Consider the following 21,265-nt stretch of genomic DNA (forward strand, 5'->3'; position numbering starts at 1 on the left):
GGTCCCTCACTTGCCGGCCGAGGCCGCGACTCGGGCGATGTCTGCCCACATCCCAAGGAGTTGTTTCACGTGTTCCGTTTCCAACGCACACCCTTGCGCCGGCGGGCTGCGCTCGCCGCGGCGCTCGTCCTCACCGGCAGTATCGCCCTGGCCGCCTGCGGCGGTGGTGACGACGACGCCGGCGGTCAGGCCACCCAGGCGCAGGCCGTCAGCCAGGCCGACATCGACAAGGCCATGTCCACGCCCACCGAACTGACGTTCTGGACCTGGGTGCCGAACATCCAGAAGGAGGTCGCCCTGTTCCAGAAGAAGTACCCGGCCATCAAGGTGAAGGTGGTCAACGCCGGACAGGGCGAACCGCAGTACACCAAGCTGCGCACAGCCCTCAAGTCCGGGACCGGCTTCCCCGACGCCGTCCAGATCGAGTTCCAGTACATCCCCACGTTCGCGCTCACCAAGAGCCTGATGGATCTGCGACCGTACGGCGCCGCGGCGCTCAAGGACCAGTTCGTCCCGTGGACCTGGCAGCAGGTGGTCGGCTCCGGCGGCGAGGTCTGGGCCGTCCCACAGGACAGCGGGCCGATGGGCATGCTGTATCGGAAGGACATCTTCGACAAGCACGGCATCGCCGTACCGAAGACCTGGGACGAGTTCGCCGCCGCGGCCCGCAAGCTGCACGCCGCGGACCCGAACGTCTACCTGACCAACCTCGCTCCCAACCAGGCCGGCGTATGGTTCGGTCTGCTCTGGCAGGCCGGCGTCAAGCCGTTCGAGAACCCGAGCCAGGACACGGTCAAGATCAACCTCGCCGATGACGGGTCGAAGAAGCTCGCCGACTACTGGAACGGCCTGATCAAGGACGGTTCGGTTTCTGCCGATCCGGACTTCACCGACGCGTGGTACCAGGCGTTGAACCGCGGAAAGTACGCCACCTGGCTCACCGCCGCGTGGGGCCCGGTCTTCCTGGAGAGCAGCGCCAAGGCGACCAGTGGCAAGTGGCGTGCGGCGCCGCTCCCGCAGTGGGACGGGAGCAAGCAGGTCTCCGGCAACTGGGGTGGCTCGACCACGGCCGTCGTCCAGGGCACGAAGAACCCGATCGCCGCGGCGAAGTTCGCGGAGTTCCTCAACACCGACCCCGAGTCGACGAAGATGTTCGCGACCGAGCAGTTCCTCTTCCCGGTCAAGAAGGATCTCCTGGCGGATCCCTCCTTCACGCAGCTCAAGCCGGCGTTCTACGGCGGGCAGACCGTCAACCAGCAGTTCGCGGACATCAGCAACACCGTGGACACGAACTTCGAGTGGCCGCCGTTCCTGGACCAGGCCGTCAACGACTGGGACGAGACGGTCGGCAAGTCGTTCGCGGACAAGAGTGACACCAAGGCAGCACTCGATCAGTGGCAGCAGCGGATGACGTCGTACGCGCAGAACCAGGGCTTCAAGGTCGAGGGGCAATGACCGGCAACACAACCCTTCCGCGCGCCGAGCGCCGAACGGCGAGCCGTCGGGAGGAGGTTCGGAGGCGGCGTGGTGTGAGCCACGCCGCCACCGGCTACCTGTTCGTCGCGCCGTTCATGCTGGTGTTCCTGGCCATGTTGGTGTTGCCGCTGGCCTACGCGGCGTACCTCAGCCTGTTCCAGGAACGGCTGATCGGCGGCACCGTGTTCGCCGGGATCGACAACTACACGCGGGCCCTGACGGATCCGCGGCTGCTGGAAGGCATCGGACGGGTCGCGCTGTTCTTCCTGATCCAGGTGCCGATCATGCTCATGCTCGCTCTGCTGGCGGCGCTGGCGATCGACAGCGGTCTGCTCCGGCTGGCGAAGGCCTTCCGGCTCGGGATCTTCCTGCCGTTCGCCGTACCGAGCGTGGTCGCCGCGCTGATGTGGGGCTACCTGTACGGCCCGGACTTCGGCCCGTTCGCCCAGCTGGCCGACAAGCTGAACGTCGCGCGGCCGCAGTTCCTCAGCAGCGACTGGATGCTGGGGTCGCTGGCGAACATCGTCACGTGGGAGTTCACCGGCTACAACATGATCATTCTGTACGCCGCACTGCGCGCCGTACCGCATGATCTCTACGAGGCAGCGGCCGTGGACGGCGCCGGCGCGATCCGTACCGCGTGGAGCATCAAGATCCCCGCGCTCCGGCCGGCCCTGCTGGTCTGCGTCATCTTCTCGGTCATCGGCAGCTTCCAGCTGTTCGCCGAGCCGCAGTTGATGCAGCGGCTCGCGCCGAGCGTCATCGACAGCGCCTACACGCCGAACCTGTACGGCTACTCGCTCGCCTTCACCGGACAAGAGGTCAACTATGCCGCGGCGGTCTCGTTCCTCCTCGGCGCCGTCATCGTCGTCGCCTCGTACGCGGTCCTGCTGATCACGACCCGGAGGAGCCGATCATGACACAACGACGGAGCAACGTCCTCACCCTCGGCATGCTGGCGTTGCTGATCTACTTCCTGCTGCCTCTGTTCTGGTTGGTCGTGGCTTCGACGAAGACGGTCGGCGACCTGTTCTCGAGCTTCGGCCTGTGGTTCGCGGACGACTTCTCCCTGCTCGGCAACATCCGTGAGACCGTCACGTACAACGACTGGGTGTTCGCCCGATGGATGGGCAACACGGTCGTCTACTCGGTCGTCAGCGCGGGCGGCGCGGCGTTCCTCTGCGCGCTCGGTGGGTATGGCTTCGCGAAGTACCGCTTCCGCGGGAACGGCGTCCTGTTCGGACTGGTTCTGGGCGCCATCATGGTGCCCACCACGGCACTCGCGATCCCGACGTACCTGCTGTTCAGCCGGGCCGGGTTCGTGAACACGCCGTGGGCGATCATCCTGCCGTCGCTGGTCAGCCCGTTCGGCTTGTACCTGATGCGCATCTACGCCCAGGACGCCGTGCCGGACGGCATCATCGAAGCCGCCCGCATCGACGGCGCGGGAGAGTTCCGGATCTTCTTCCAGGTCGCGCTGCGCATGCTCGCGCCTGGCATCGTCACCGTGCTGCTGTTCACCCTGGTCGCGACCTGGAACAACTATTTCCTTCCGCTGATCATGCTCAACAACCCGGACCTGTACCCGATCACGGTCGGACTGGCCAGCTGGTCGTCACAAGCCACCGGTGGTGGTGGGGCAACCGGCGCACTGCTGTCGTCGGTCGTCACCGGTTCCCTCCTGTCGATCATCCCGCTGATCGCGGCGTTCCTCCTGCTGCAGCGGTACTGGCAATCGGGTCTGTCCACCGGCAGCGTCAAAGGCTGAGTCACTCACACCCATTGGAGAAACTGTGCAAGAGCGTGTGCTCTTCGGAGCTGCGTACTATCACGAGTACCAACCACATCACCGGCTCGAGCAGGATCTCGACCTGATGGCCGAGGCCCGGTTCTCGGTGATCCGGGTCGGTGAGTCGGTCTGGTCGACCTGGGAGCCCGAGAACGGGCGCTTCGACCTGGACTGGTTGCAGCCCATCCTCGACGGTGCGCACGACCGCGGCATCGCTGTACTGCTGGGCACCCCGACGTACGCCGTACCGCCATGGCTGGTGCGGCTCTACCCGGAGATCGCGGGTGAGCGGAAAACGGGCCAGCGGATCCCGTGGGGTGCCCGGCAGGAGGTGGACTTCACTCATCCCGGCTTCCGCTTCCACGCCGAGCGGGTGATCCGCAAGATCATCGGCCGGTACGCCGACCATCCGGCAGTGATCGGGTTCCAGGTCGACAACGAGCCGGGGAACGAGCTCTTCCACAACCACGGGGTGTTCCAGCGGTTCGTGGACAGGCTGCGGCAGAAGTACGGCGACGTACAGACGCTCAACGACGAGTGGGGGCTCGTCTACTGGTCACACCGGTTGTCGGACTGGGCTGACCTGTGGACACCGGACGGCAACTACCAGCCGCAGTACGACGTCGCATGGCGGCAGTTCCAGGCCGACCAGACCACGGAGTTCATCGGCTGGCAGGCCGACATCGTCCGCCAGTACGCCCGCCCCGACCAGTTCGTCACCACCTGCATCTCCTACGACCGCCCTGCCATGGCAGACGACGACCTGGTACGACGCCTCGACGTGACCGCAGGCAATCCGTACTACGCGATGCAGGACGGACTGCTGCATCCGCAGACCACTCCAGCCAAGCAGCACTGGACCACCAGCGGCACCTGGGCGCTCTACCTCAGCGCGGACCGGATGTACTCGTCACAGCAGCGCCCGTTCCTCGTGACCGAGACGAACGCACAGTCGATCGGGTACCCGTGGGACAACCGGCCTGCGTACGACGGCCAGTGGCGACAGGCAGCGTGGGCACTCGTCTCGCGTGGGGCCAAGATGATCGAGTACTGGCACTGGCACACGTTGCACTTCGGTGCGGAGACCTACTGGGGTGGTGTGCTCCCTCACAACGGCAAGCCCGGACGCACGTACAAGGAGGTCGCTCGACTGGGTGCTGAGCTGGAGACAGCCGGGGCGCTTGTTGCTGACCTCACGCCGGACAGCGACGTGACGATGCTGTACTCGCTGCCGAGCAAGTGGCTGATGCAGAAGTACCCGCCGCTCTCACACGAGGACGGCAGCCCGGACGAACGGTCGTACCACGGTCTCTTCGATCCCTTCTATCGTGGGGCTTTCGACGCCGGTCTGCAGGTCCGCATCCAGCACACGAGCCAGTTCACCGGTGACGTCGCAGAGCACCCTGTGCTCGTCGTACCGGGGTTGTACCTGGCAGACGACGGGTTGCTGGAGCAGTTGGTGGCGTACGCCGCTGCTGGTGGTCACCTGGTCGTCGGACCGCGCACTGGCTACGCCGACTCAGAGGCGCGGGCTCGCACTGCCACGATGCCGGCTGGACTCGCCGCAGCGGCCGGTGTCTCGTACGACGAGTTCAGCAACCTGTCCGGTGAGCTGCCGGTTTCCGGTTCGCGACTCGCGCTTGGTCACGACGCAGCGGGCACCCGGTGGGCGGACGGTCTGCAGGTCGACGACGCCGAAGTACTCGCGACATACGAGCACCCGCACTTCGGTCGGTGGCCGGCGATCACCACGCGGGCTCACGGCTCAGGACGGATCACCACTGTGGGCACCGTGCCCAACGTGCCGCTGGCCGCCGCGTTGTTCCGGTGGATCGCACCCTCCACGTGGACCGACCTACCGTCCAGCGTGACGGTCACGTCGGCGACCGCCGCGGACGGCCGACGGCTCCGGTTCGTCCACAACTGGTCGTGGGACAGCGTGAGTGTCGACATTCCGGCAGCGGTTCACGACGTCCTCGCGGACACGTCGGTGAGCGACAAGCTGGACCTCGGCCCGTGGGACGTGCGGGTGTTGGTCGAACCTCAGTAGCCGTAGTCGGTGCCTGAGCTGGGTGGCGCTTGGGTCGGGGCGGCAGCCGTGGTGGCAGCGCGCCAAATGAAGGTGGTGTTGCCGAAGGCATCCTCGAGGTTGTTGCCCTTGCTCTGCCCCGGCCCGGTGTCGAGTTTGAACGTGTAAAGCGGTTTGCCCTCGAAGGTGAGCTGGCTCACGCCGGTGTCGGACCGTTTGACGACCGCCAATCCGTCCATCGATTTCGCCGTACTCTCGGTTCCTTCGACCGGGAACCAGAAGGTCAGGCAGCTTTCGGTGCACTTGATCGTGCCATCGGCTTCCTGGTCGGCGAAGTACAGCGTCTTGCCGGCCGAGTCGACCAGGGTCTGGCCCACGCCGTCGACGTCCTTCACGGAGACCGCACCGCTCGCGGCGGGTGGGTTGGCCGCCTCCTGCGCTTCTCCACCACCGCACGCGGTCAAGGTGGCCAGCGCTGCGGTTGCTCCAAGCAACATTGTCACGATTCTCATCCGGGTAGCTCCTCTCCCGGACAAGTACGCATCCACACCGCGACCGGTTCAGTTGAACCTTTGACGGCTCGGCTGCGTAGTTCCTAGGTGTGGAGGACGAAACGGTAATCCGCTCGCTGTACGACAGATACCGGCGACCGCTGTTCGGTTACGTCCTGCGTTCGGTCGGCGGAGACCACCAGTACGCCGAGGACATCGTCCAGGAGACGATGACGCGCGCCTGGGCACACTCGGCCGAGCTCGAACCGGACCGGGCCGGGCGCTGGTTGTTCACGGTCGCGCGGAACCTGATCATCTCCGGGCAGCGCAAGCGGGCCGCTCGGGTGACCGAGGTGGCGATCGAAGGGCGCGAGTTCCCAGCGCTCGGTGACGACATCGACCGGGTGCTGCAGGTGTGGCAGGTGACCGAGGTGCTGCACGGGCTGAGTCAGGATCACCTGCAGGTGATCATCGAGCTGTTCTACCGGCGACGCACCGTCGCGGAGGCGGCCGTCGTACTGGGGATCCCACCCGGGACGGTGAAGTCGAGGAGTTACTACGCGCTGCACGCGTTGCGCGCTGCCCTGGAAGAACGAGGAGTGACGGGCTCATGACGTGTCCGGAGACCATCGCGATCGGCGCCTACGTCCTCGGTGCCCTGGACACCGCGGAACGCCGTGCCACCGAAGAGCACCTCAGCACGTGCGAGTCCTGCCGCGAGGCCCTCCTCCAATTCGCCCCTCTTCCCGGGCTCCTCCACGCCGTACCCCTCGATGACATCCAGGCGGAGGAGGAGCCCGAGCCGACACCACCGCTCCAGCTGCCGGTACGCCGAACGCCCCGCCGGACTCTGCTCGCGGCCGCAGCGAGCGTGATCCTGGCAGTCGCAGGTCTCATCGGCTGGCAAGTCCTGGACGACGCACCACAAGCTTCAGTCACGTGGACAGCGACCAAGGGCATCGACGTAGCAGCCAAGCTGACCAGCCAGCCCTGGGGCACGGACATCCAACTGCGGATGGCCGAGCTGCGTCCGGGGGAAAGCTGCAGTCTCATCGTGCACGGGGCGGACGGGACCACGGAGACAGCCGGCTGGTGGGCGACGACGAGCACCTATCAGGCTGACGTGCCGGCCAGTACGTCGATCCCGTTCCGCGACATCGACCGCCTCGAAGTGGTGACAGCCAGCGGCACCGTACTGAGCACGCTCACACCGGAGAGCCGGTGAGGTAGCCTCTTGCAATGATTGCAATAGTGGTCGTGGCGGTGTTCTTCGCCGGCATGGGGCTGTTCGGGCTCGCCGCGCCGGCCGCGCTGGTGCAGCCGTTCGGAATCCAGGCGACCGGTCCGCACGCGCGCACCGAAGTGCGAGCCGTGTACGGCGGTTTCGGCCTGGCGATCGCTGCGCTGCTGGTAGTCGCGGCGATCGACGAGGGGATCCGCCGGGGTGCGGTGATCGCGGTCGCGGTCGCGCTGGCCGGGATGGCGGCCGGCCGGTTGGTCGGGCGAGTGGTCGACCGGCCGGCCGCCTTCTATCCGATCTGGTTCTACTTCTGGGTCGAGGTCGTACTGGCCGCGGTCCTGTGGTTCGCGGTCAACTGAATCACCAGCTGTTGTTGGAGATGTCCTGGCCCAGGTAGATCTGGTCGTAGGTGTTGCCGTCGTTGTCGTCGGTGTAGGCGACGGCGACTTGGGCGAAGGGCGACACGGCGACCGTCATCTGTTCCTGCCGGCCGTCGGGGAGGGAGTTGAGTTGCTGGGCCGACAGCCGGCCCGTGTCCGTGCCGTCGGTGCCGAAGCCGCGGACCCAGACGTTGAGGTCGGTGGCCTGGACCGTCCAGCCGACCACCGTCTGGGACTGGTCGTCGATGCCGATCGACGGCGCCTTCCCGCCGGCGGCAACCTGGACGTCGGCGAACCGGGCGGCGCCGGTCGAGGTGAAGGTCCGCGTCCACGCACCCGCCGTACCGGTGTGGTCGGACTCCCAAGCGGCGGCGAAGTCGCCGTTGAAGTTGGCCGCCACCGACGGCCGCGTCTGCTGCCCAGCGGTGTTCGAGTTCGCGACCCGGCGAGACAGCGTGGCCGCACCGTTGGTCCGGCCGAGCCGGATCAGCCCGATCTCGTACGACGAGTTGGCGTCGCCGTCGTCGTCCCACACCACGACTGCGTCGCCGGAGGCGGACACCCCAACGTCCGGGTTGTGATGCTGACCGGTCGTGGCCGAGGCAGTGACTTCCCAGGCCCGCGTTGTCGGACCGGTGTACCCGGCCGCCTTCACGGTTGCCGGCGTACCGGTCTGGATGTCCTCCCACACCACGGTGAATGCGACCGCTCCACCAGCCGGGGCACCATCCGGGTCGACACCCACCCGCGGATTGATCTGCTGACCGGTCGCACTGCTGTTGGCGCTACCCGATGCGGTGACCGTGCCAGCAGTGTTCACCACGCGATAGGGGATGTTGTAGAAACCGTTGCCGTCCGGGTCATCCGCCCACACCACAACGGCGTTGCCCTTGTCGTCCAGCCCGACGTCCGGGTGCAGATGCCGCCAGGTGGTCACGCCACTGCTGCCTCCGGCGGACAGCTTCACCTCGTACAGCGCCGTACCGTTGCGGAACGTCCGTAGCCAGATGTCGCTGTGCACGTTGTCGGTCCCGTTGTCCGTGTCGCGGTCGTCCTCCCACACCACGGCGACGTAGCCGTTGCGGTTGGTCGCGATCGCCGGTGCGTCCTGGTCCCCCGTCGACACGCTGTTGGCTGTCGACCAGGTCGGTGTGGCGATGTGGGCCTCTGCGGCCGGCGCGGTGAACACGAAAGACGATGCCGCCACGACGGCGATCGCCAGTGTCTTCTGCAGTGTCCTCGTCATAGCTCCCTCACACCGCCTGCAGGCCGGGCAGGCCCTCTTGGATCACGAACGACTTCACCGTCGACGCCGCGGCGCCGTGTTCGGACACCTTCGCGACGTTCCGGAAGTCGGCCCGCAGCTGGGTCGGGCTGATCGTCGTACGGACGTAACCGCGCCGGTTGTTGTAGAACTTCAGCCACGGGTTGGTGGCGAGATCCGGGATCGTGGTGGACCCGTCGCCGTCGCCGCTGGAGCTGACCGAGCTGGTGACGAGCTCACTGCCGATGGTGGCCGAACTCGCGTTGTTGTAATCGGCCTTCAGGTCACTCGCCCAGGCACGGTGCACGTCACCGGTGAGTACGACGGGATTGCGTGTCCCGCGAGCGACCCACCCCTGCTGGATCCGGGCCCGGGAGGCGCGGTAGCCGTCCCACGAGTCCATGCTCCCGGCGCCGGACGAGTTGAAGCGGCGGGCGAAGAAGACCTGCTGACCGATGATGTCCCAGGTGCCGTGGTGCTGGGCCAGACCGTCGAGCAGCCAGGTCTCCTGGGCGTTGCCGGGCAGACTGCGCGACGCCAGGTCCGCATCGGAGCAGACCTGCCAGCCGTCTCCACACGCCTGGTCGTTGCGGTACTGCCGGGTGTCGAGCATGTGGAAGGTGGCCAGGTTCCCCCACCGCAGCCGCCGGTACAGCGGGATGCTGTTGCCACTGTTCGCCTGTGCGGGCCGCAGCGGCATGTTCTCGTAGTAGGCCTGGTACGCCGACGTCCGACGAGCCGTCCACTGTGCAGTGGTGAGTGACGGCGTACTGTCCGCGCGCACCATGCCGGCGTAGTTGTTCTCCACCTCGTGGTCGTCCGTCACGACGATCCACGGTGCGACCGCGTGTGCGGCCTGCAGGTCCGGGTCGGTCTTGTACTGCGCAAAGCGCCGGCGGTAGTCCGCGAGTGTCACGATCTCGGTGGCACCTGCGTGCGTACGGGTTCGCCCGGCCACAGCGCCGTACTCGTAGATGTAGTCGCCCAGGTGCAGGATCAGGCCCGGGTTGTCCTCGGCCATCCGGCGATAGACGTTGTAGTACCCCTCCTCGTAGTGCGCGCAGGAGGTGAACGCCATGACCAGGTCTCGCCCGGCTGCACCGAGGGCTGGAGTCGTCCGCGTCCGGCCGACGGGTGAGAGGTGGCCCTGGGCGCGGAAGCGGTAGAAGTAGTCCGAGTCGGGATTGAGGCCGCCGGCAACGACATGCACCGAGTGGGCGCTCGCGTACCGCGCGGTGACCGAACCCGACGCGACCAGCGTGCTGAACGTGTCGGTGGTGGAGACCTGCCAGTCGACGGTCACGTCGGCGTTCGCCATCCCGCCCTGACCGTCGGCGTTGAGGGGCGATGGCGCCAGCCGGGTCCACAGCACGACGCTGTTCGCGTCCGGTTCACCGGACGCGATGCCCAACTGGAACGGGTACGGGACTGCAGCGGTCGCCGCGATCACAGCCGAGCGGACCGGGAGGGCGCTGACACCGGCGGCGGCAAGCCCGCCGAAGACAAGGGTTCTGCGACTGATTGGGCTCATGAGCCTCACCTTCACTACTACTCAGGGCGGGGGTTCCCCGGACGGATGAAGCTTGAGGAGCCATCCAGGGAACCTTGAGTGTGCGTGGTGCTTGATACCCATGATGAGACAGTTTGTGTAACTTTCCTACCGTTCAGAGCTGCCTAGTTGAGGGCAAGCGCGAGCAGAATCGCGGCAGGAACGCCTTCCAGCAAGGTGTTCAGCCAGAGCCTCCGCTCGGTGAAGACCAGTACGACGGCCAGGAACGTGTGCTGCGCTGCGGTGAAGATGATCAGCGCCTCACCCTGCGGCAGATGATCGGTCTGCACGAGTACGACGCCCGCCAGCAGAGCCACCGCGGTCGTCAGGTTGTAGAAGCCCAGGTTCACCGTCCACAGCCGGACCGCGTCGTAGTCGCCGGGTTTGGTGAGGAACAGCGGGTAGAGCCGCGGCTGCCGGTAGAGAAACGACTCCATCACCCACACCATGACCAGGGTCGCCGCGATGACCACGGCCAGGATCTGGGCCGCCGTACTCATGATGTCGATCCAGCGAGCGTGACCCCGTGCCGGCTCGAGATCTCCCCCAGCGCGGCGAAGTCGGTCGGGTCGGCTGTGGCCAGGTCGGCGAACAAGTCGCCCATCTTCCCGGTCTGACTGACGGCGAGGAACTTCGCCGACGGGGTCAGCACCGAGAACGTGTTGAGCGTTCCGGCCGGGATGCTGATCGACGCCCCGGGTCCGAGGTCGTAGCCCTGGTCGCCGGCCTGGACCAGGATCCGGCCCTGCAGCACGTAGAACGCCTTGCTCCAGGTCTCGCTGTGCGGCGGCGCAGCCGGTCCGCGGGGTGCGTCGATCTCGAAGATCTCGTACTGCGCGCCGGTGTGCTCGCTGCCGACCTTGACCGTGACGGTCGCGTCCGGAGCGACGTACTCCGCGCCCGTGCCGGCTGTGCTCAGGTGCACCGATTCCGTCATGATGTCCTCCCCTGGTGGTTTGTTGACCTGACGGTAGGAATCAGCGGGAGGCGGATCCATCCCGTCCGGCGGGGCTTCTCGCGGCACCGGAATCCCCACATTTCGGGGATAGGCGGGGCGATTGACAGCGGCGCATACTGAGCGCATGTGGGAGGGCCGGGCCCGGGCCGCGCGGCGGGACATCGCGGCACTGGCGACGTCGGGACTGGGCGTCGCAGAACTGCACGCCGCCGCGATCGAGGTGGTCGAGCACGTGATCGGCGACGACTTGACCTGCTGGGCGGCGATGGATCCCGGCACGCTGGTGGTCAGTTCGATGACCAGCGGCCGCGTGCGGATCGCACCGGAGTACGAACCGCGACTGGCCGAGACGGAGTACTCCGCGAACAACCCGAACTCGTTCGCCTCGCTGGCCCGGCGGCCGTACCCGGTGGCCCGGCTGTCCGACCTGCCCTACCGGGAGGTCGTCGGATGTCGCCGACTGAACGAAGTGTGGCGACCACTCGGGATCGAGCACGAACTGCGGGCAGCGTTCACGGTCGACGGGGACTGCTGGGGTGCGGCCGGATTCATCCGGGGCGGGACGGATTTCACCGATCGCGAGGTGGAGTTCCTCGGCTCGGTTGCGCCGGCGATCGGTGCGGCGACGCGAGTGGCGGTGCGAACCGATGCCCACGGGTATCGAGGCGGGGTCGGACCGTCAATCGTGGTGACCGGACCGGGCGGTGAGCCGCGGGCGATCACCCCGGCCGCGCGGAGCTGGCAGGACGCGCTGAACGAGATCGCGCCCGGACGGTTCAACGTCTTGCTGCGGGCTGTCGTGACCGGCACGCAGGCGGCGGCGACCGGGACGTTCCAGGCGCGGATTCAGACCGCGACCGGTGGCTGGGTGGTCCTACAGGGCAGCCGGTTGATCAGCGACGACGACCAGTCAGAGGTCGTGGTGACGATCGAGCCGGCGTCCGGACATCACCTGGTCGGCATGCTGCTGGCGGCGTACGGCTTGACCACCCGGGAGCGGGAGATCTGCCTCGAGGTGATCTCCGGGCACACCACCGCGGAGATCGCCGATCGGTTGTCGATCTCGCCGCACACCATCCAGGATCACCTGAAGGCGGCATTCGCCAAGGTCGGCGTCCGCAGCCGGGGCGAGCTGGTGGCGACGCTTCGCCCGGACGATCTCACGTACCGCTGACCGCCAACTGCTTGCGATAGGCACCGGGCGCGATCCCGAAGTCACGCTTGAACGCCTTCGCGAAGGCGAACTCCGAGGTGTACCCGATCTCCTTGGCGACAGTGGCGAGCGGGCGATCGTGATCGCGCAGCAGCCGCGCGGCTGTCGTCATCCGCCAGCGGGACAGGTAGGTCAGCGGCGGTTCACCGACCGCCTCGGTGAAGCGGCGCGCGAACGCGGCCCGGGACAGGCCGACATCCGTGGCAAGATCGGCGACGGTCCAGGTCGCACCGGGCGCGGCATGGATCAGTTCGAGTGACTGTGCGACCGCCGTATCGGTCAGCGCCCGCGACCAGCCGCTTTCCGTCGGGCAGCTCCGGTCTTCCAGCCAGGCGCGCAGAATCAACACCAGCAGGGCATCGACCAGCGGCGGTACGACGGCCGCCGCGCCCGGCCGGTTGGCGTCGAGCTCCTCGCCCATGACGCCGATCGTGGTGTGCAGGGTCCGATGCCGCCCGGGATCCGCCGGCACATGCACGACCTCCGGCAGGTTGCTCAGCACGGGATGCGGCCGCTGCCGATCAAGCCGGTACGTGCCGCACAGCAACAGCGACCGGGCTCCCGTGCTGCCCGGCGACAGGTCGTCAACAGTCGGATCGAAGTCGACCAGCGGCGTCGTGGGATGATCCGCCAGCCCGTGCTCGAGACCTCGCGGCAGCAGCACCGCATCACCTGGCCCCATCGCGAGCGGCTCGCCGCCGTCGGGTGGCAGAAGCCAGGAACTCCCCTGCAGGACCAGGTGGAACGTCGCGCCCGCGGACTGCGTGAACCGCAGGCCCCACGGCCCGCGTACGTCGGTCCGGCCGGAGGTGGCCGGCCCCGAGCGCATCGCGGTGACGACGTCGGCAAGAACATCCATGCTGGCATCATACGCCAGACGCCAAAGACGATCAGACATAAGACAGCGCCAAATGGACATAGAGCCGCTCTCGGCCGCCACCTACGCTCGGTGACACACCCCCAAAACATGGAGAAAAGATGAGCATCGTCGTCACCGCCGCCACCAGCCAGCTCGGCCAACTCGTCATCCACGAACTCCTCGAGCGCGTCCCGGCCGACCAGGTCGTCGCCGTCGCCCGGGACGCCGGGAAGGCTGCTGGCCTCGGGGCCCGTGGCGTCGAGGTCCGGATCGCCGACTACAACGACCCGGCCGCGCTCGCGAACGCCTTCCAGCCAGGCGACACCGTCCTGCTGATCTCCGGGACCGAGCCCAACCGCGTCGACCAGCACCAGGCCGTGATCGACGCCGCCAAGGCTGCCGGAGTCTCCCGGCTCGCCTACACCGGCGTCCTCGGTGGACCGGAGGCCGACTTCGACCTGGCCGCCGACCACAAGGCGACCGAACAGGCGATCCTCGACTCCGGCCTGACGTACACCTTCCTCCGCAACGGCTGGTACAACGAAAACTACACTGCTCAGCTGGCCGTCCAGCTCGAGCACGGCGTCGTCGGGAGCGCCGGCGACGGGCGGATCGGCTCGGCGTCCCGTCGCGATTTCGCTGCCGCCGCGGCCGCCGTACTGACAGGTGTCGGTCATGAGAAGAAGGCGTACGAGCTGAGCGGCGACACCTCCTGGTCGCTGGCCGAGTACGCGGCCGAGCTGTCGAAGCAGTCCGGGAAGGACGTTGCCTACAACAACGTTCCGGCCGAGGTACTCCTCGGCATCCTGACCGGCGCCGGGGTTCCGGAGGGGTTCGCCCCAATCCTGGTCAACGTCGACAAGGCCATCGAGCGCGGCCTGCTGGCCGGCCGCGGCAGCGACCTCAGCCGCCTGATCGGCCGCCCGACCACCCCGATCGCCGACTCGATCGCCGCCGCGCTGCAGGCGTAGACGCCGGTACGGGCGAACAGACGCTGGTACGACGTACGCGCCTGTTGCCGTACGTCGTACCGCTGTCCAGGCTGTCCACACTGCAAGCTGGAAGCGCTCCCAGATTGAGCCTGCGACGCACGCCTCAGTGCGACGCCTGACCGTCTCTGATCCTGGTCACGCTAGGGCGCCGACTGTGATCTCCGACAGGTTGCCGTCGATGTGCGACCAGTGGAAGGTGATCACGCTCGACACCGGAACACCGGGACACAGCTGACCGACCGTGCCGCCGACGATCCGCCCGGGGTTCGCGGTCGCCATGGTGAGTGCCTCCGGCAACGAGAAGGCGGCGGCCGCCCAGGCGACCCCGTCCGCCAGTGGTGCGGCCGCTCCGGCGAGGTACGGCGTACCCCTGACCAGCAACCGGCCGTCGTCGGTGAGCTCCACGTCGCCACCGACGGCGGTCGAGTACTCGCCCGGCGGTCGCCCGCCGATCGCCACCGAGTCGGAGACCAGGAAGGCCCGATCGAGGCCCTTCGCGCGCACCATCGCCACGAATGCCTCGACTGGCAGGTGGTGCCCGTCGGCGATGAACCCCGCGCTGAGGCGGTCGTCGGCCAACTGTGCCCACAAGTAGTTGGGGTGACGCGGCAACTGTGCGTGGGCGCCGTTGCCGAGATGGGTGGACAGGGTCGCGCCGGCGTCCACCGCGGCGCGGATCTGGGCCGTGTCGGCATGGGTGTGGCCGACCGCCACGCGGGTGCCGGTGGATCGCACCGCGGCGATGAACTCCGCACTGCCCGGCCAGTGCGGAGACAGCGTGATCAGGCCGATGAGCCCGTCCGCCGCCTGCTGACACTGCTCGAACTCGGCGAGATCGGGCGGCCGGACGAAGGTCGCGTCATGGCAGCCGCGCGGCCCGTCCTGATCCGAGATGTGCGGTCCCTCCAGGTGGACGAACGGAATTGCCTGAGCCACCTCGGGGTGACGGCGGCGGGCCTCGGCCACGACGGCGACCGCGTGGCTGATTCGGTCCGCGCTCGCGGTGACGAGAGTGGGCACGAACGTCGTCACACCGACCGCTCTGAGGGCCTCCCTCAGTCCCACGACTGTGGCAATGTCGAGGTCGTCGCCGTTCAGGTCGAAGCCGCCGTACCCGTTCACCTGAAGGTCGACCAGCCCTGGGCTGATCCACGGCAGGTCCGCGTCGCCGGACTCCCGGTGCACCGCGGTGACGCGGCCATCGGCGTACTCGAGGCGCAGGATCTGCCCCGACCACGGATCACGCCCGATCAGAGCCATCGGACCCGGTCCCGGAACCTGCCGATGAACTCTGCGTTCGCCTCATCACCGCCAGGCGCGTTGCCGCTCCGCCACACCGGCGGTACGACGCCTGCCTCGATCAACTGCTCGATCGTGTGCACCACCATCAGGTTGAGGGTGAACGCGTTGGCGAACGTCGAGACTGCGGCAACCCGCTCGGGCATCCCGGCCAACTGGATCACCGCGTCCCCGATCGGGACCTTGGTGTCCACGGCGACATCGACGAGTTCGTGCAGGTTGGCGCCGGACGGATGCCTGGCGGGATGGGTTGGAGCGGTCTGCTCGGCGTGCGTCCGCGAGCTCACCCCGATCGTCCGCACGCCCCGCTCCTTCGCGGTGAGGGCGGCGTCGATGAGGGCCGCGTTGATCCCGTACGCGTTCACCAGCAGGAGCAGATCGTCCGGACCAAGCCCGGCGTTCTCGATCACGATCCGACCGTAGCCCGGCGTACGCTCGACGGCCATCGACCGCAACGCACCGTTGGACAGCAACGTCCCTTCGTCGAGCAGCGCCGAGACGTGCATCAGTCCGCCGGCCCGGAAGAAGATCTCCTGCGCGGCGAGGTTGGAGTGACCGCCCGGACCGTAGACCTGGATCAGCCGGTCGGCCGCCACCTGGTCGGCCATCAACCGGGCCGCGGCGGCGATCGAGTCCTTCTCCTCCACCTCGATCCGGCCGAGGAGTTCCGTGATCGCGGTCAGGTACTCACTCATCGGGCTGGTCACTCATCTGGATGGGCCTCCTGGTCGAGAAACAGTCGGGTCCGCGGATGCGTGTGCAGAGCACTCGCCGGTACGGCGGGATCCACCGCGCCGGCCAGAGTCCGCCGAACCGCGTCCCGCTTCGCCGGGCCCGACACCATGCAGAAGATCTCGCGCGCCGACAGCAGGAAAGGAACAGTCAGCGTCCACGCATGCGTGGGTACGTCGGCCAGCTCAGGGAACAGGCCTTCGTCCACCTGCTGGGTCCGACTCGCATTGTCCAGAGCAACTACCTGGACGACGTCGGTCGTGGTGAAGTCGGCCGGCGGGTCATTGAAGGCGAGGTGCCCATTCACGCCGATACCGGCCAATACGATGTCGATCGGCGCGGCGCTGACCAGCTCCGCGTAGCGAGCCGCCTCTGCGTCTGGAGCTGCGCCGCCGTCCGGATCGATCAGGCTGAGCGGCACCCGGTCGGTGAAGTGCCTGCGCAACCACCGACCGAAGCGTTGCTCCGAGTCCGGCGGCAGACCGACGTACTCGTCCATGTGGAACGCCTTGACCCGGGTCCAGTCGATGCCCTCAGCAACGGATAGCGCGGCGAGGGTGTGCAGCTGACTCGGCGCGGCGGCGAGCACCAGCCGGGCCGAGCCCTGCGCCTGGATGGTCCGGCGCAATGACTCGGCCGCTGCGGCTGCCGCAGCCGCCCCGACGGCAGCAGGATCCGGCAAGACCTCGACGTTCATGCAGAAGTCAGTCGGGTGTGTTGTTCGCCCAGACCGTCGGCCCAGACCCGGAGTAGGTCGCCCTCCTTCAGATAGCGCGGCGGCTTCTGGCCGGCGCCGACTCCGGCCGGCGTACCCGTGCTGATCACGTCGCCAGGGTAAAGGGTCATGAACTGGGAGATGTACCGGACCAGGTAGGCGACGCCGAAGATCATCTCGGCCGTCGAGCTCTCCTGCAGCACGTCGCCGTTGACGTCGAGACCGAGCTTGATCGCCTGCGGATCGGCGACCTCGTCGGCAGTCAGGATCCAGGGGCCGATCGGGCAGAACGTCGGTGCGTTCTTGCCCTTGTCCCATTGGCCACCGCGCTCCAACTGGAAGTGCCGCTCCGAGACGTCGTTGACCAGGACGTAGCCCGCGACGTGCTCCAACGCCTCCTCGTCGGTCTCCAGGTAGGACGCCGTACGCCCGATCACCACGCCGAGCTCGACCTCCCAGTCGGTCTTCTCGCTGCCGCGCGGGATGAGCACGTCGTCGTTCGCACCGACCACGGTGTCGGGTGCCTTCATGAACAGGATCGGCTCGGGCGGCGCTTCCTGACCGCCCTCGGCCGCGTGGTCGGCGTAGTTCAGCCCGACGCAGACGATCTTGCCGGGACTGAGCGGCGCGGCAAGGCGCACGTCCTGGAACGCCACACCTTCGAGGGCCGCCGCGCCACGCTCCCGCAGGCGAGCCGGATCGAACGCCTCAGGCCCCCCGGGCAACGTCGCGACCCTGCCGTCCTCGGTCAGGACAGCGTCCCGGAGACCCTCGTCAGTATGGACACGCAGAAACTTCACTGCTTCCTCCAAGCTCCTTGTTTCGCCCAGTTCAGGTATGCGATCCCGAGTGCGTGCGACCCCTGCGACGGGACGAGCTGTACGGCGTCGTACACCCGAAGTGACTGCTGGTAGACGAGTACATCGTGCTCAGCGTAAGCACCCCAGCGGGCGCACTGGACCGCATTGGCCGGTGCGGCGTCCGTCGTACCGTCGACGCGGAGCCAGACCTCGGTCGCGGACCGGATCACCTTCTTGGTGAACGTCGCGGTGAACCGCTGGACGTCCGCGGCCAGACCGTCGTCGATCCCCGCCTCGTACGCCGCTTGGACGAACTCGAGACTGATCGCCGCGTGGCTGATGTCCTCGATCTGCCGGGAGGCCGGGTACGACGGCGTGTACTCCGAGATCCCCGCAGTGTTGGGGTAGCCGGCGTACAACTGGCTGTACGGCGGCCAGTACGGCCAGACGTACGCTCCGTCGGCGCCGAGAGTGAGCCCGACTCGGTAAGCCTTGAGCAACTGCTCGACTCTCGTGCGGAAAGGCCGCTCTCCGGTGGCGCGGTACAGCTCCACCAACACCTGGCCGAGACCGTGACTCTGGTTGTACGGCTGGATCGTGCCGTCGAACGGAATCGGCGCGCCCTTCGGCCAGACATAGTCGCCTGATCCGTCCGGGCGGGCGACGTACTCACCGTCATGGAACGCGACGGCCGCGCGGACCGCACCGAGGATCTCGTTGGCCTTGCGAAGGCGAGCGCCGCGCCGCAGCCGGGGAGAACGCATGACCATCCGCACATAGCGCGCGAGCGGGAAGGCGACCATTCCGGTGTGTACGGCGAACACGTAGAACTGCGGCTGGAACGTGATCGTCGCCGGGCTCGGCGGGGTCGCCGGGCCAGGTGATGTCCTGAGATCGGCGGCCGTCCAGCGGAGCCCGGCGGTGTAGGCGTTGTTCACCGCGGTCACGACGTACGTCGTGGCAGACGGGTCGAGCGAGACGCCTTGCAGTGTCACGACGGCGGTGGTGCCGGGGTTGCGGAGGATCAGGTCGAACGTGCTGCCGGAGACGTTCGCGACCTCGGCCGTCGACTCGCCCGACCTCGCACCGGCCCAGCGGAGTTGGATGGCTGCGCTGCCGCTGCTGTCGGGCAGCACGCCGTGGCCGGCCGTGTAGGCGCCGGCGGCACGCCACACCTTTCCGGATCGGCCGAGGTAGTCCGTCACTCCACGAGCCTGGTCGGTCGTTGCCATCACGTGCGTGGCTCGTTGCTCGAAGGTCTGCAGGTAGCGCATGTCGCCGTACGCCTCGTACATCCTGAGCAGGCCGAGGAGGAAGTAGGACTCACCCCAGGCGTAGAGGCCGGCTTCGTTGTGCTGGGCATTGGTCGCGAGGTAGGCCGCTTGCGCCGTGTCGAAGGCTTCGGGTGAGTCATAGACGAGTGCGTCGGCGAAGGCGGGGACGGCTGACGTGCCGGTCCAGGCGAGGACTCCGGTGGCGGCGGAGCCCAACAGCAGTGTGCGTCTGGTGATGTGCGGGTTCATCTCGTTGCCTCACTTGCTGACGGGGGTGGGCGGCGCGGGAGGAGGAGGTGGGCGGGGAGGGAAGGGCGGGCGGGGTGCGGATGAGCGGTCAGCCTTTGACGGCGCCACCCATGCTGTCGAGGATGCGTTTCTGGAGCAGGAGGAAGACCGCGACGACCGGGATCAGCGAGATCACCGTGCCGGCCGCGAGACCGCGGACGTCGGTCCCGCTGACACCGCTCAGGTAGGCGATGCCGAGTGCGATCGGGAACTTGGACTGACTGGTCAGCGTGACCATCGGCCAGATGAAGCTGTTCCAGACCGAGACGAAGCCGAGGATCGCGAGCACCGCCAGGGTCGGGGCGACGATCGGCACCGCGATCCGCCAGAAGATGGCGAACTCGTTCGCACCGTCCATCCGGGCCGCCTCGACGATCTCGTCCGGGATCTGCGAGAACGCCTGGCGGAGCAGGAAGATGCCGAGCGAGGACAAGATGGCGGGCAGGATGACGGAGGCGAACGTGTCGGTCAGTCCCAGCTGGCTCATCACCAGGAACCGCGGGATCAGCATCAGCTCACCCGGCAGGAACATGATCGACAGGAACAGCATGAAGAACAGCCCGCGGCCGCGGAACGCGATCCGGGCCAGCGGGTACGCCGTCAGCGCCGACACGACCAGATAGACCGGGACGGTGATACCGACGTAGATCAGCGAGTTCACCAGGAAGCGGGCGTACGGGATCGTCGTCCAGGCTTCCCGGAACCAGTCGAGCACCGGCGGCCGCGGAATCAGGTCCGGCGGGAACCCGAAGACGTCCTGGTCGGCCGGCTTGATCGCCGAGCTGAGCAGGATCAGGAACGGGCCGATGAACAGCGCAGCCACCGCGATGAGCAGGAGGTAGAAGCCGATCCGCCGTACCGTTCGCTGGTCGATCTGCGGCGTACGCCGGTACAACCGCCGGGCCGCCATCAGACGTCCTTCCGGCGGGTGATGACCAGGTTGACCGCGGCGAGGACGATCATGATCGCCCACAGCACCAGGCCGACCGCACTGGCATAACCCATGTCGTAGTCCTCGAAGGCCTTCGACCAGATGTAGTAGCCGAGAGTGAGAGTGGAGTCGAGCGGACCGCCGCGGGTCAGCACGTAGACGGACTCGAACGCGCGCATCGCCTCGAGCATGCTGAGGATCAGCGTGACCGCGAACGTCGGCCGCAGCGACGGCACGATGACGTGCCACAGTCGTTGCCGCCCGTTCGCACCGTCGATCTTGGCCGCCTCGAGATGGTCGGACGGCACTGCCTGCAGGCCGGCGAGGTAGATCATCATGAACAGACCCGCGTTCTTCCACGCCTCCAGCAGGACGACGGTCGGCAAGGCCCAGTGCCGGTCGAGCAGGAAGTCGATCGGCCCGAGCCCGACCATCTGGAGCAGCCAGTTGACGACGCCCTCGCGGTTGAACACGTACTTCCAGGCGACCGCGACCGCCACCATCGACGTGATGACCGGCAGGTAGTACAGCATCCGGAACGCCTGGATCGCGCGCAGCTTGACGTTCACCAGCATGGCCAGGAACAGCGGCGCGATCACGGTCAGCGGCAGGAACATGACCAGGAACAGCAGCGAGTTCCGCAGCGCGATCCAGACCCGCGGGTCGTGCACCAGCCGGACGAAGTTGTCCAGGCCCGACCACTGGATCGGGTTGACGATGTCGTAGTCGGAGAAGGAGAGCTGGATCGCGATCACCGCCGGCCAGGCGAACATCGCGGCGTACAGCAGTAGCCCGGGCACCATGAACAGGTACGGCGTGTACCAGCGCTGGCCGACCACGCGGCCGCGGAGACCTGGTCGGCCACCGGCACCCAACCGGCCACTGAGACCCGACATACACGCCGCCTCTCGCGTCTGAAACCAGGCTTACGGATTTGTATTGCAGATGACCGTAGCTCAGAAGGCAGTCGGTCGCCAGCCGTAACT

At 67.4% G+C, this 21,265-nt stretch carries 22 protein-coding genes; 9 read left to right on the top strand and 13 right to left on the bottom strand.

The window, feature by feature from the left end:
* Positions 1-69: 69 nt before the first annotated feature.
* The 4 genes from EV652_RS03925 (at position 70) to EV652_RS03940 (ending at position 5,315) form a co-directional block, all read left to right on the top strand.
* Positions 70-1,455 carry an extracellular solute-binding protein gene (locus EV652_RS03925; protein WP_199237983.1) on the top strand — a complete coding sequence of 462 codons (1,386 nt, stop codon included), beginning with the start codon at positions 70-72 and terminating at the stop codon, positions 1,453-1,455.
* 74 nt (positions 1,456-1,529) lie between these two features.
* Positions 1,530-2,396 (top strand): carbohydrate ABC transporter permease, encoded by an 867-nt coding sequence (locus EV652_RS03930; RefSeq protein ID WP_242001534.1) that lies wholly within the window; start codon positions 1,530-1,532, stop codon positions 2,394-2,396.
* A complete protein-coding gene (locus tag EV652_RS03935; protein ID WP_199237984.1) occupies positions 2,393-3,244 on the top strand; it encodes a carbohydrate ABC transporter permease in 852 nt (283 codons plus the stop codon). The genes EV652_RS03930 and EV652_RS03935 overlap by 4 nt, the downstream gene beginning before the upstream one ends.
* Before the next feature lie 25 nt (positions 3,245-3,269).
* A complete protein-coding gene (locus EV652_RS03940) occupies positions 3,270-5,315 on the top strand; it encodes a beta-galactosidase (protein ID WP_199237985.1) in 2,046 nt (681 codons plus the stop codon).
* Here EV652_RS03940 and EV652_RS03945 read toward each other — a convergent pair.
* Entirely contained in the window at positions 5,309-5,806 is a 498-nt protein-coding gene (locus EV652_RS03945; protein WP_132207525.1) for a COG4315 family predicted lipoprotein, read from the bottom strand. The two genes, EV652_RS03940 and EV652_RS03945, sit on opposite strands and share 7 nt — an antisense overlap.
* A gap of 89 nt (positions 5,807-5,895) precedes the next feature.
* On the opposite strand from EV652_RS03945, the gene EV652_RS03950 reads away from it, so the two are divergent.
* Genes EV652_RS03950 through EV652_RS03960 form a run of 3 tightly spaced genes read left to right on the top strand, consistent with a single transcriptional unit; the run spans position 5,896 to position 7,384 of the window.
* Positions 5,896-6,399, top strand: a complete 504-nt coding sequence (locus tag EV652_RS03950; protein WP_132207526.1) for a sigma-70 family RNA polymerase sigma factor — start codon at positions 5,896-5,898, stop codon at positions 6,397-6,399.
* The gene (locus EV652_RS03955) at positions 6,396-7,010 is read left to right on the top strand and encodes an anti-sigma factor family protein (RefSeq protein ID WP_132207527.1); all 615 of its coding nucleotides are present in this window, start codon (positions 6,396-6,398) and stop codon (positions 7,008-7,010) included. The genes EV652_RS03950 and EV652_RS03955 overlap by 4 nt, the downstream gene beginning before the upstream one ends.
* Positions 7,011-7,024: 14 nt before the next feature.
* On the top strand, positions 7,025-7,384 hold the full coding sequence (locus tag EV652_RS03960; RefSeq protein ID WP_132207528.1) for a DUF4345 domain-containing protein: 360 nt from the start codon (positions 7,025-7,027) through the stop codon (positions 7,382-7,384).
* 1 nt (position 7,385) lies between these two features.
* On the opposite strand, the gene EV652_RS03965 is transcribed toward EV652_RS03960, so the two are convergent.
* The 4 genes from EV652_RS03965 to EV652_RS03980 form a co-directional block, all read right to left on the bottom strand.
* Positions 7,386-8,651, bottom strand: a complete 1,266-nt coding sequence (locus EV652_RS03965) for a hypothetical protein (RefSeq protein ID WP_242001535.1) — start codon at positions 8,649-8,651, stop codon at positions 7,386-7,388.
* A 7-nt stretch (positions 8,652-8,658) separates the two neighbouring features.
* Positions 8,659-10,200 (bottom strand): alkaline phosphatase D family protein, encoded by a 1,542-nt coding sequence (locus tag EV652_RS03970; RefSeq protein ID WP_132207529.1) that lies wholly within the window; start codon positions 10,198-10,200, stop codon positions 8,659-8,661.
* A 143-nt stretch (positions 10,201-10,343) separates the two neighbouring features.
* A complete protein-coding gene (locus EV652_RS03975) occupies positions 10,344-10,718 on the bottom strand; it encodes a DUF1304 family protein (RefSeq protein ID WP_132207530.1) in 375 nt (124 codons plus the stop codon).
* Positions 10,715-11,155, bottom strand: a complete 441-nt coding sequence (locus EV652_RS03980) for a cupin domain-containing protein (RefSeq protein WP_132207531.1) — start codon at positions 11,153-11,155, stop codon at positions 10,715-10,717. The genes EV652_RS03975 and EV652_RS03980 overlap by 4 nt, the downstream gene beginning before the upstream one ends.
* A 145-nt stretch (positions 11,156-11,300) precedes the next feature.
* Between EV652_RS03980 and EV652_RS03985 the strand changes: the two genes are divergently transcribed.
* Positions 11,301-12,350, top strand: a complete 1,050-nt coding sequence (locus tag EV652_RS03985; RefSeq protein WP_132207532.1) for a helix-turn-helix transcriptional regulator — start codon at positions 11,301-11,303, stop codon at positions 12,348-12,350.
* On the opposite strand, the gene EV652_RS03990 is transcribed toward EV652_RS03985, so the two are convergent.
* Entirely contained in the window at positions 12,337-13,248 is a 912-nt protein-coding gene (locus EV652_RS03990) for an AraC family transcriptional regulator (protein ID WP_132207533.1), read from the bottom strand. The two genes, EV652_RS03985 and EV652_RS03990, sit on opposite strands and share 14 nt — an antisense overlap.
* 119 nt (positions 13,249-13,367) lie before the next feature.
* Here EV652_RS03990 and EV652_RS03995 point away from each other — a divergent pair, with 119 nt between their 5' ends.
* Positions 13,368-14,219 carry an SDR family oxidoreductase gene (locus EV652_RS03995; RefSeq protein ID WP_132207534.1) on the top strand — a complete coding sequence of 284 codons (852 nt, stop codon included), beginning with the start codon at positions 13,368-13,370 and terminating at the stop codon, positions 14,217-14,219.
* Positions 14,220-14,375: 156 nt separating this feature from the next.
* Here the strand turns inward: EV652_RS03995 and EV652_RS04000 are convergent, their stop codons facing one another.
* From EV652_RS04000 to EV652_RS04030, 7 genes are all read right to left on the bottom strand, one after another.
* On the bottom strand, positions 14,376-15,500 hold the full coding sequence (locus EV652_RS04000) for an N-acetylglucosamine-6-phosphate deacetylase (protein ID WP_132207535.1): 1,125 nt from the start codon (positions 15,498-15,500) through the stop codon (positions 14,376-14,378).
* On the bottom strand, positions 15,491-16,234 hold the full coding sequence (locus EV652_RS04005) for a sugar isomerase domain-containing protein (protein WP_132207536.1): 744 nt from the start codon (positions 16,232-16,234) through the stop codon (positions 15,491-15,493). The genes EV652_RS04000 and EV652_RS04005 overlap by 10 nt, the downstream gene beginning before the upstream one ends.
* 8 nt (positions 16,235-16,242) lie before the next feature.
* Positions 16,243-16,968 carry a 6-phosphogluconolactonase gene (locus EV652_RS04010; RefSeq protein ID WP_132207537.1) on the bottom strand — a complete coding sequence of 242 codons (726 nt, stop codon included), beginning with the start codon at positions 16,966-16,968 and terminating at the stop codon, positions 16,243-16,245.
* Positions 16,965-17,786: a fumarylacetoacetate hydrolase family protein gene (locus EV652_RS04015; RefSeq protein WP_132207538.1), complete on the bottom strand. Its 822-nt coding sequence runs from the start codon at positions 17,784-17,786 to the stop codon at positions 16,965-16,967. The genes EV652_RS04010 and EV652_RS04015 overlap by 4 nt, the downstream gene beginning before the upstream one ends.
* On the bottom strand, positions 17,783-19,309 hold the full coding sequence (locus EV652_RS04020) for a hypothetical protein (RefSeq protein ID WP_132207539.1): 1,527 nt from the start codon (positions 19,307-19,309) through the stop codon (positions 17,783-17,785). Before EV652_RS04020 ends, EV652_RS04015 begins: the two co-directional genes overlap by 4 nt.
* Before the next feature lie 88 nt (positions 19,310-19,397).
* Positions 19,398-20,258, bottom strand: coding sequence for a carbohydrate ABC transporter permease (locus EV652_RS04025; RefSeq protein WP_132207540.1), 861 nt, complete (start codon positions 20,256-20,258; stop codon positions 19,398-19,400).
* Positions 20,258-21,175, bottom strand: a complete 918-nt coding sequence (locus EV652_RS04030) for a carbohydrate ABC transporter permease (protein WP_132207541.1) — start codon at positions 21,173-21,175, stop codon at positions 20,258-20,260. The genes EV652_RS04025 and EV652_RS04030 overlap by 1 nt, the downstream gene beginning before the upstream one ends.
* Between the last annotated feature and the right edge of the window lie 90 nt (positions 21,176-21,265).

The organism is Kribbella steppae (genome assembly GCF_004342025.1).
Lineage (GTDB): Bacteria > Actinomycetota > Actinomycetes > Propionibacteriales > Kribbellaceae > Kribbella > Kribbella steppae.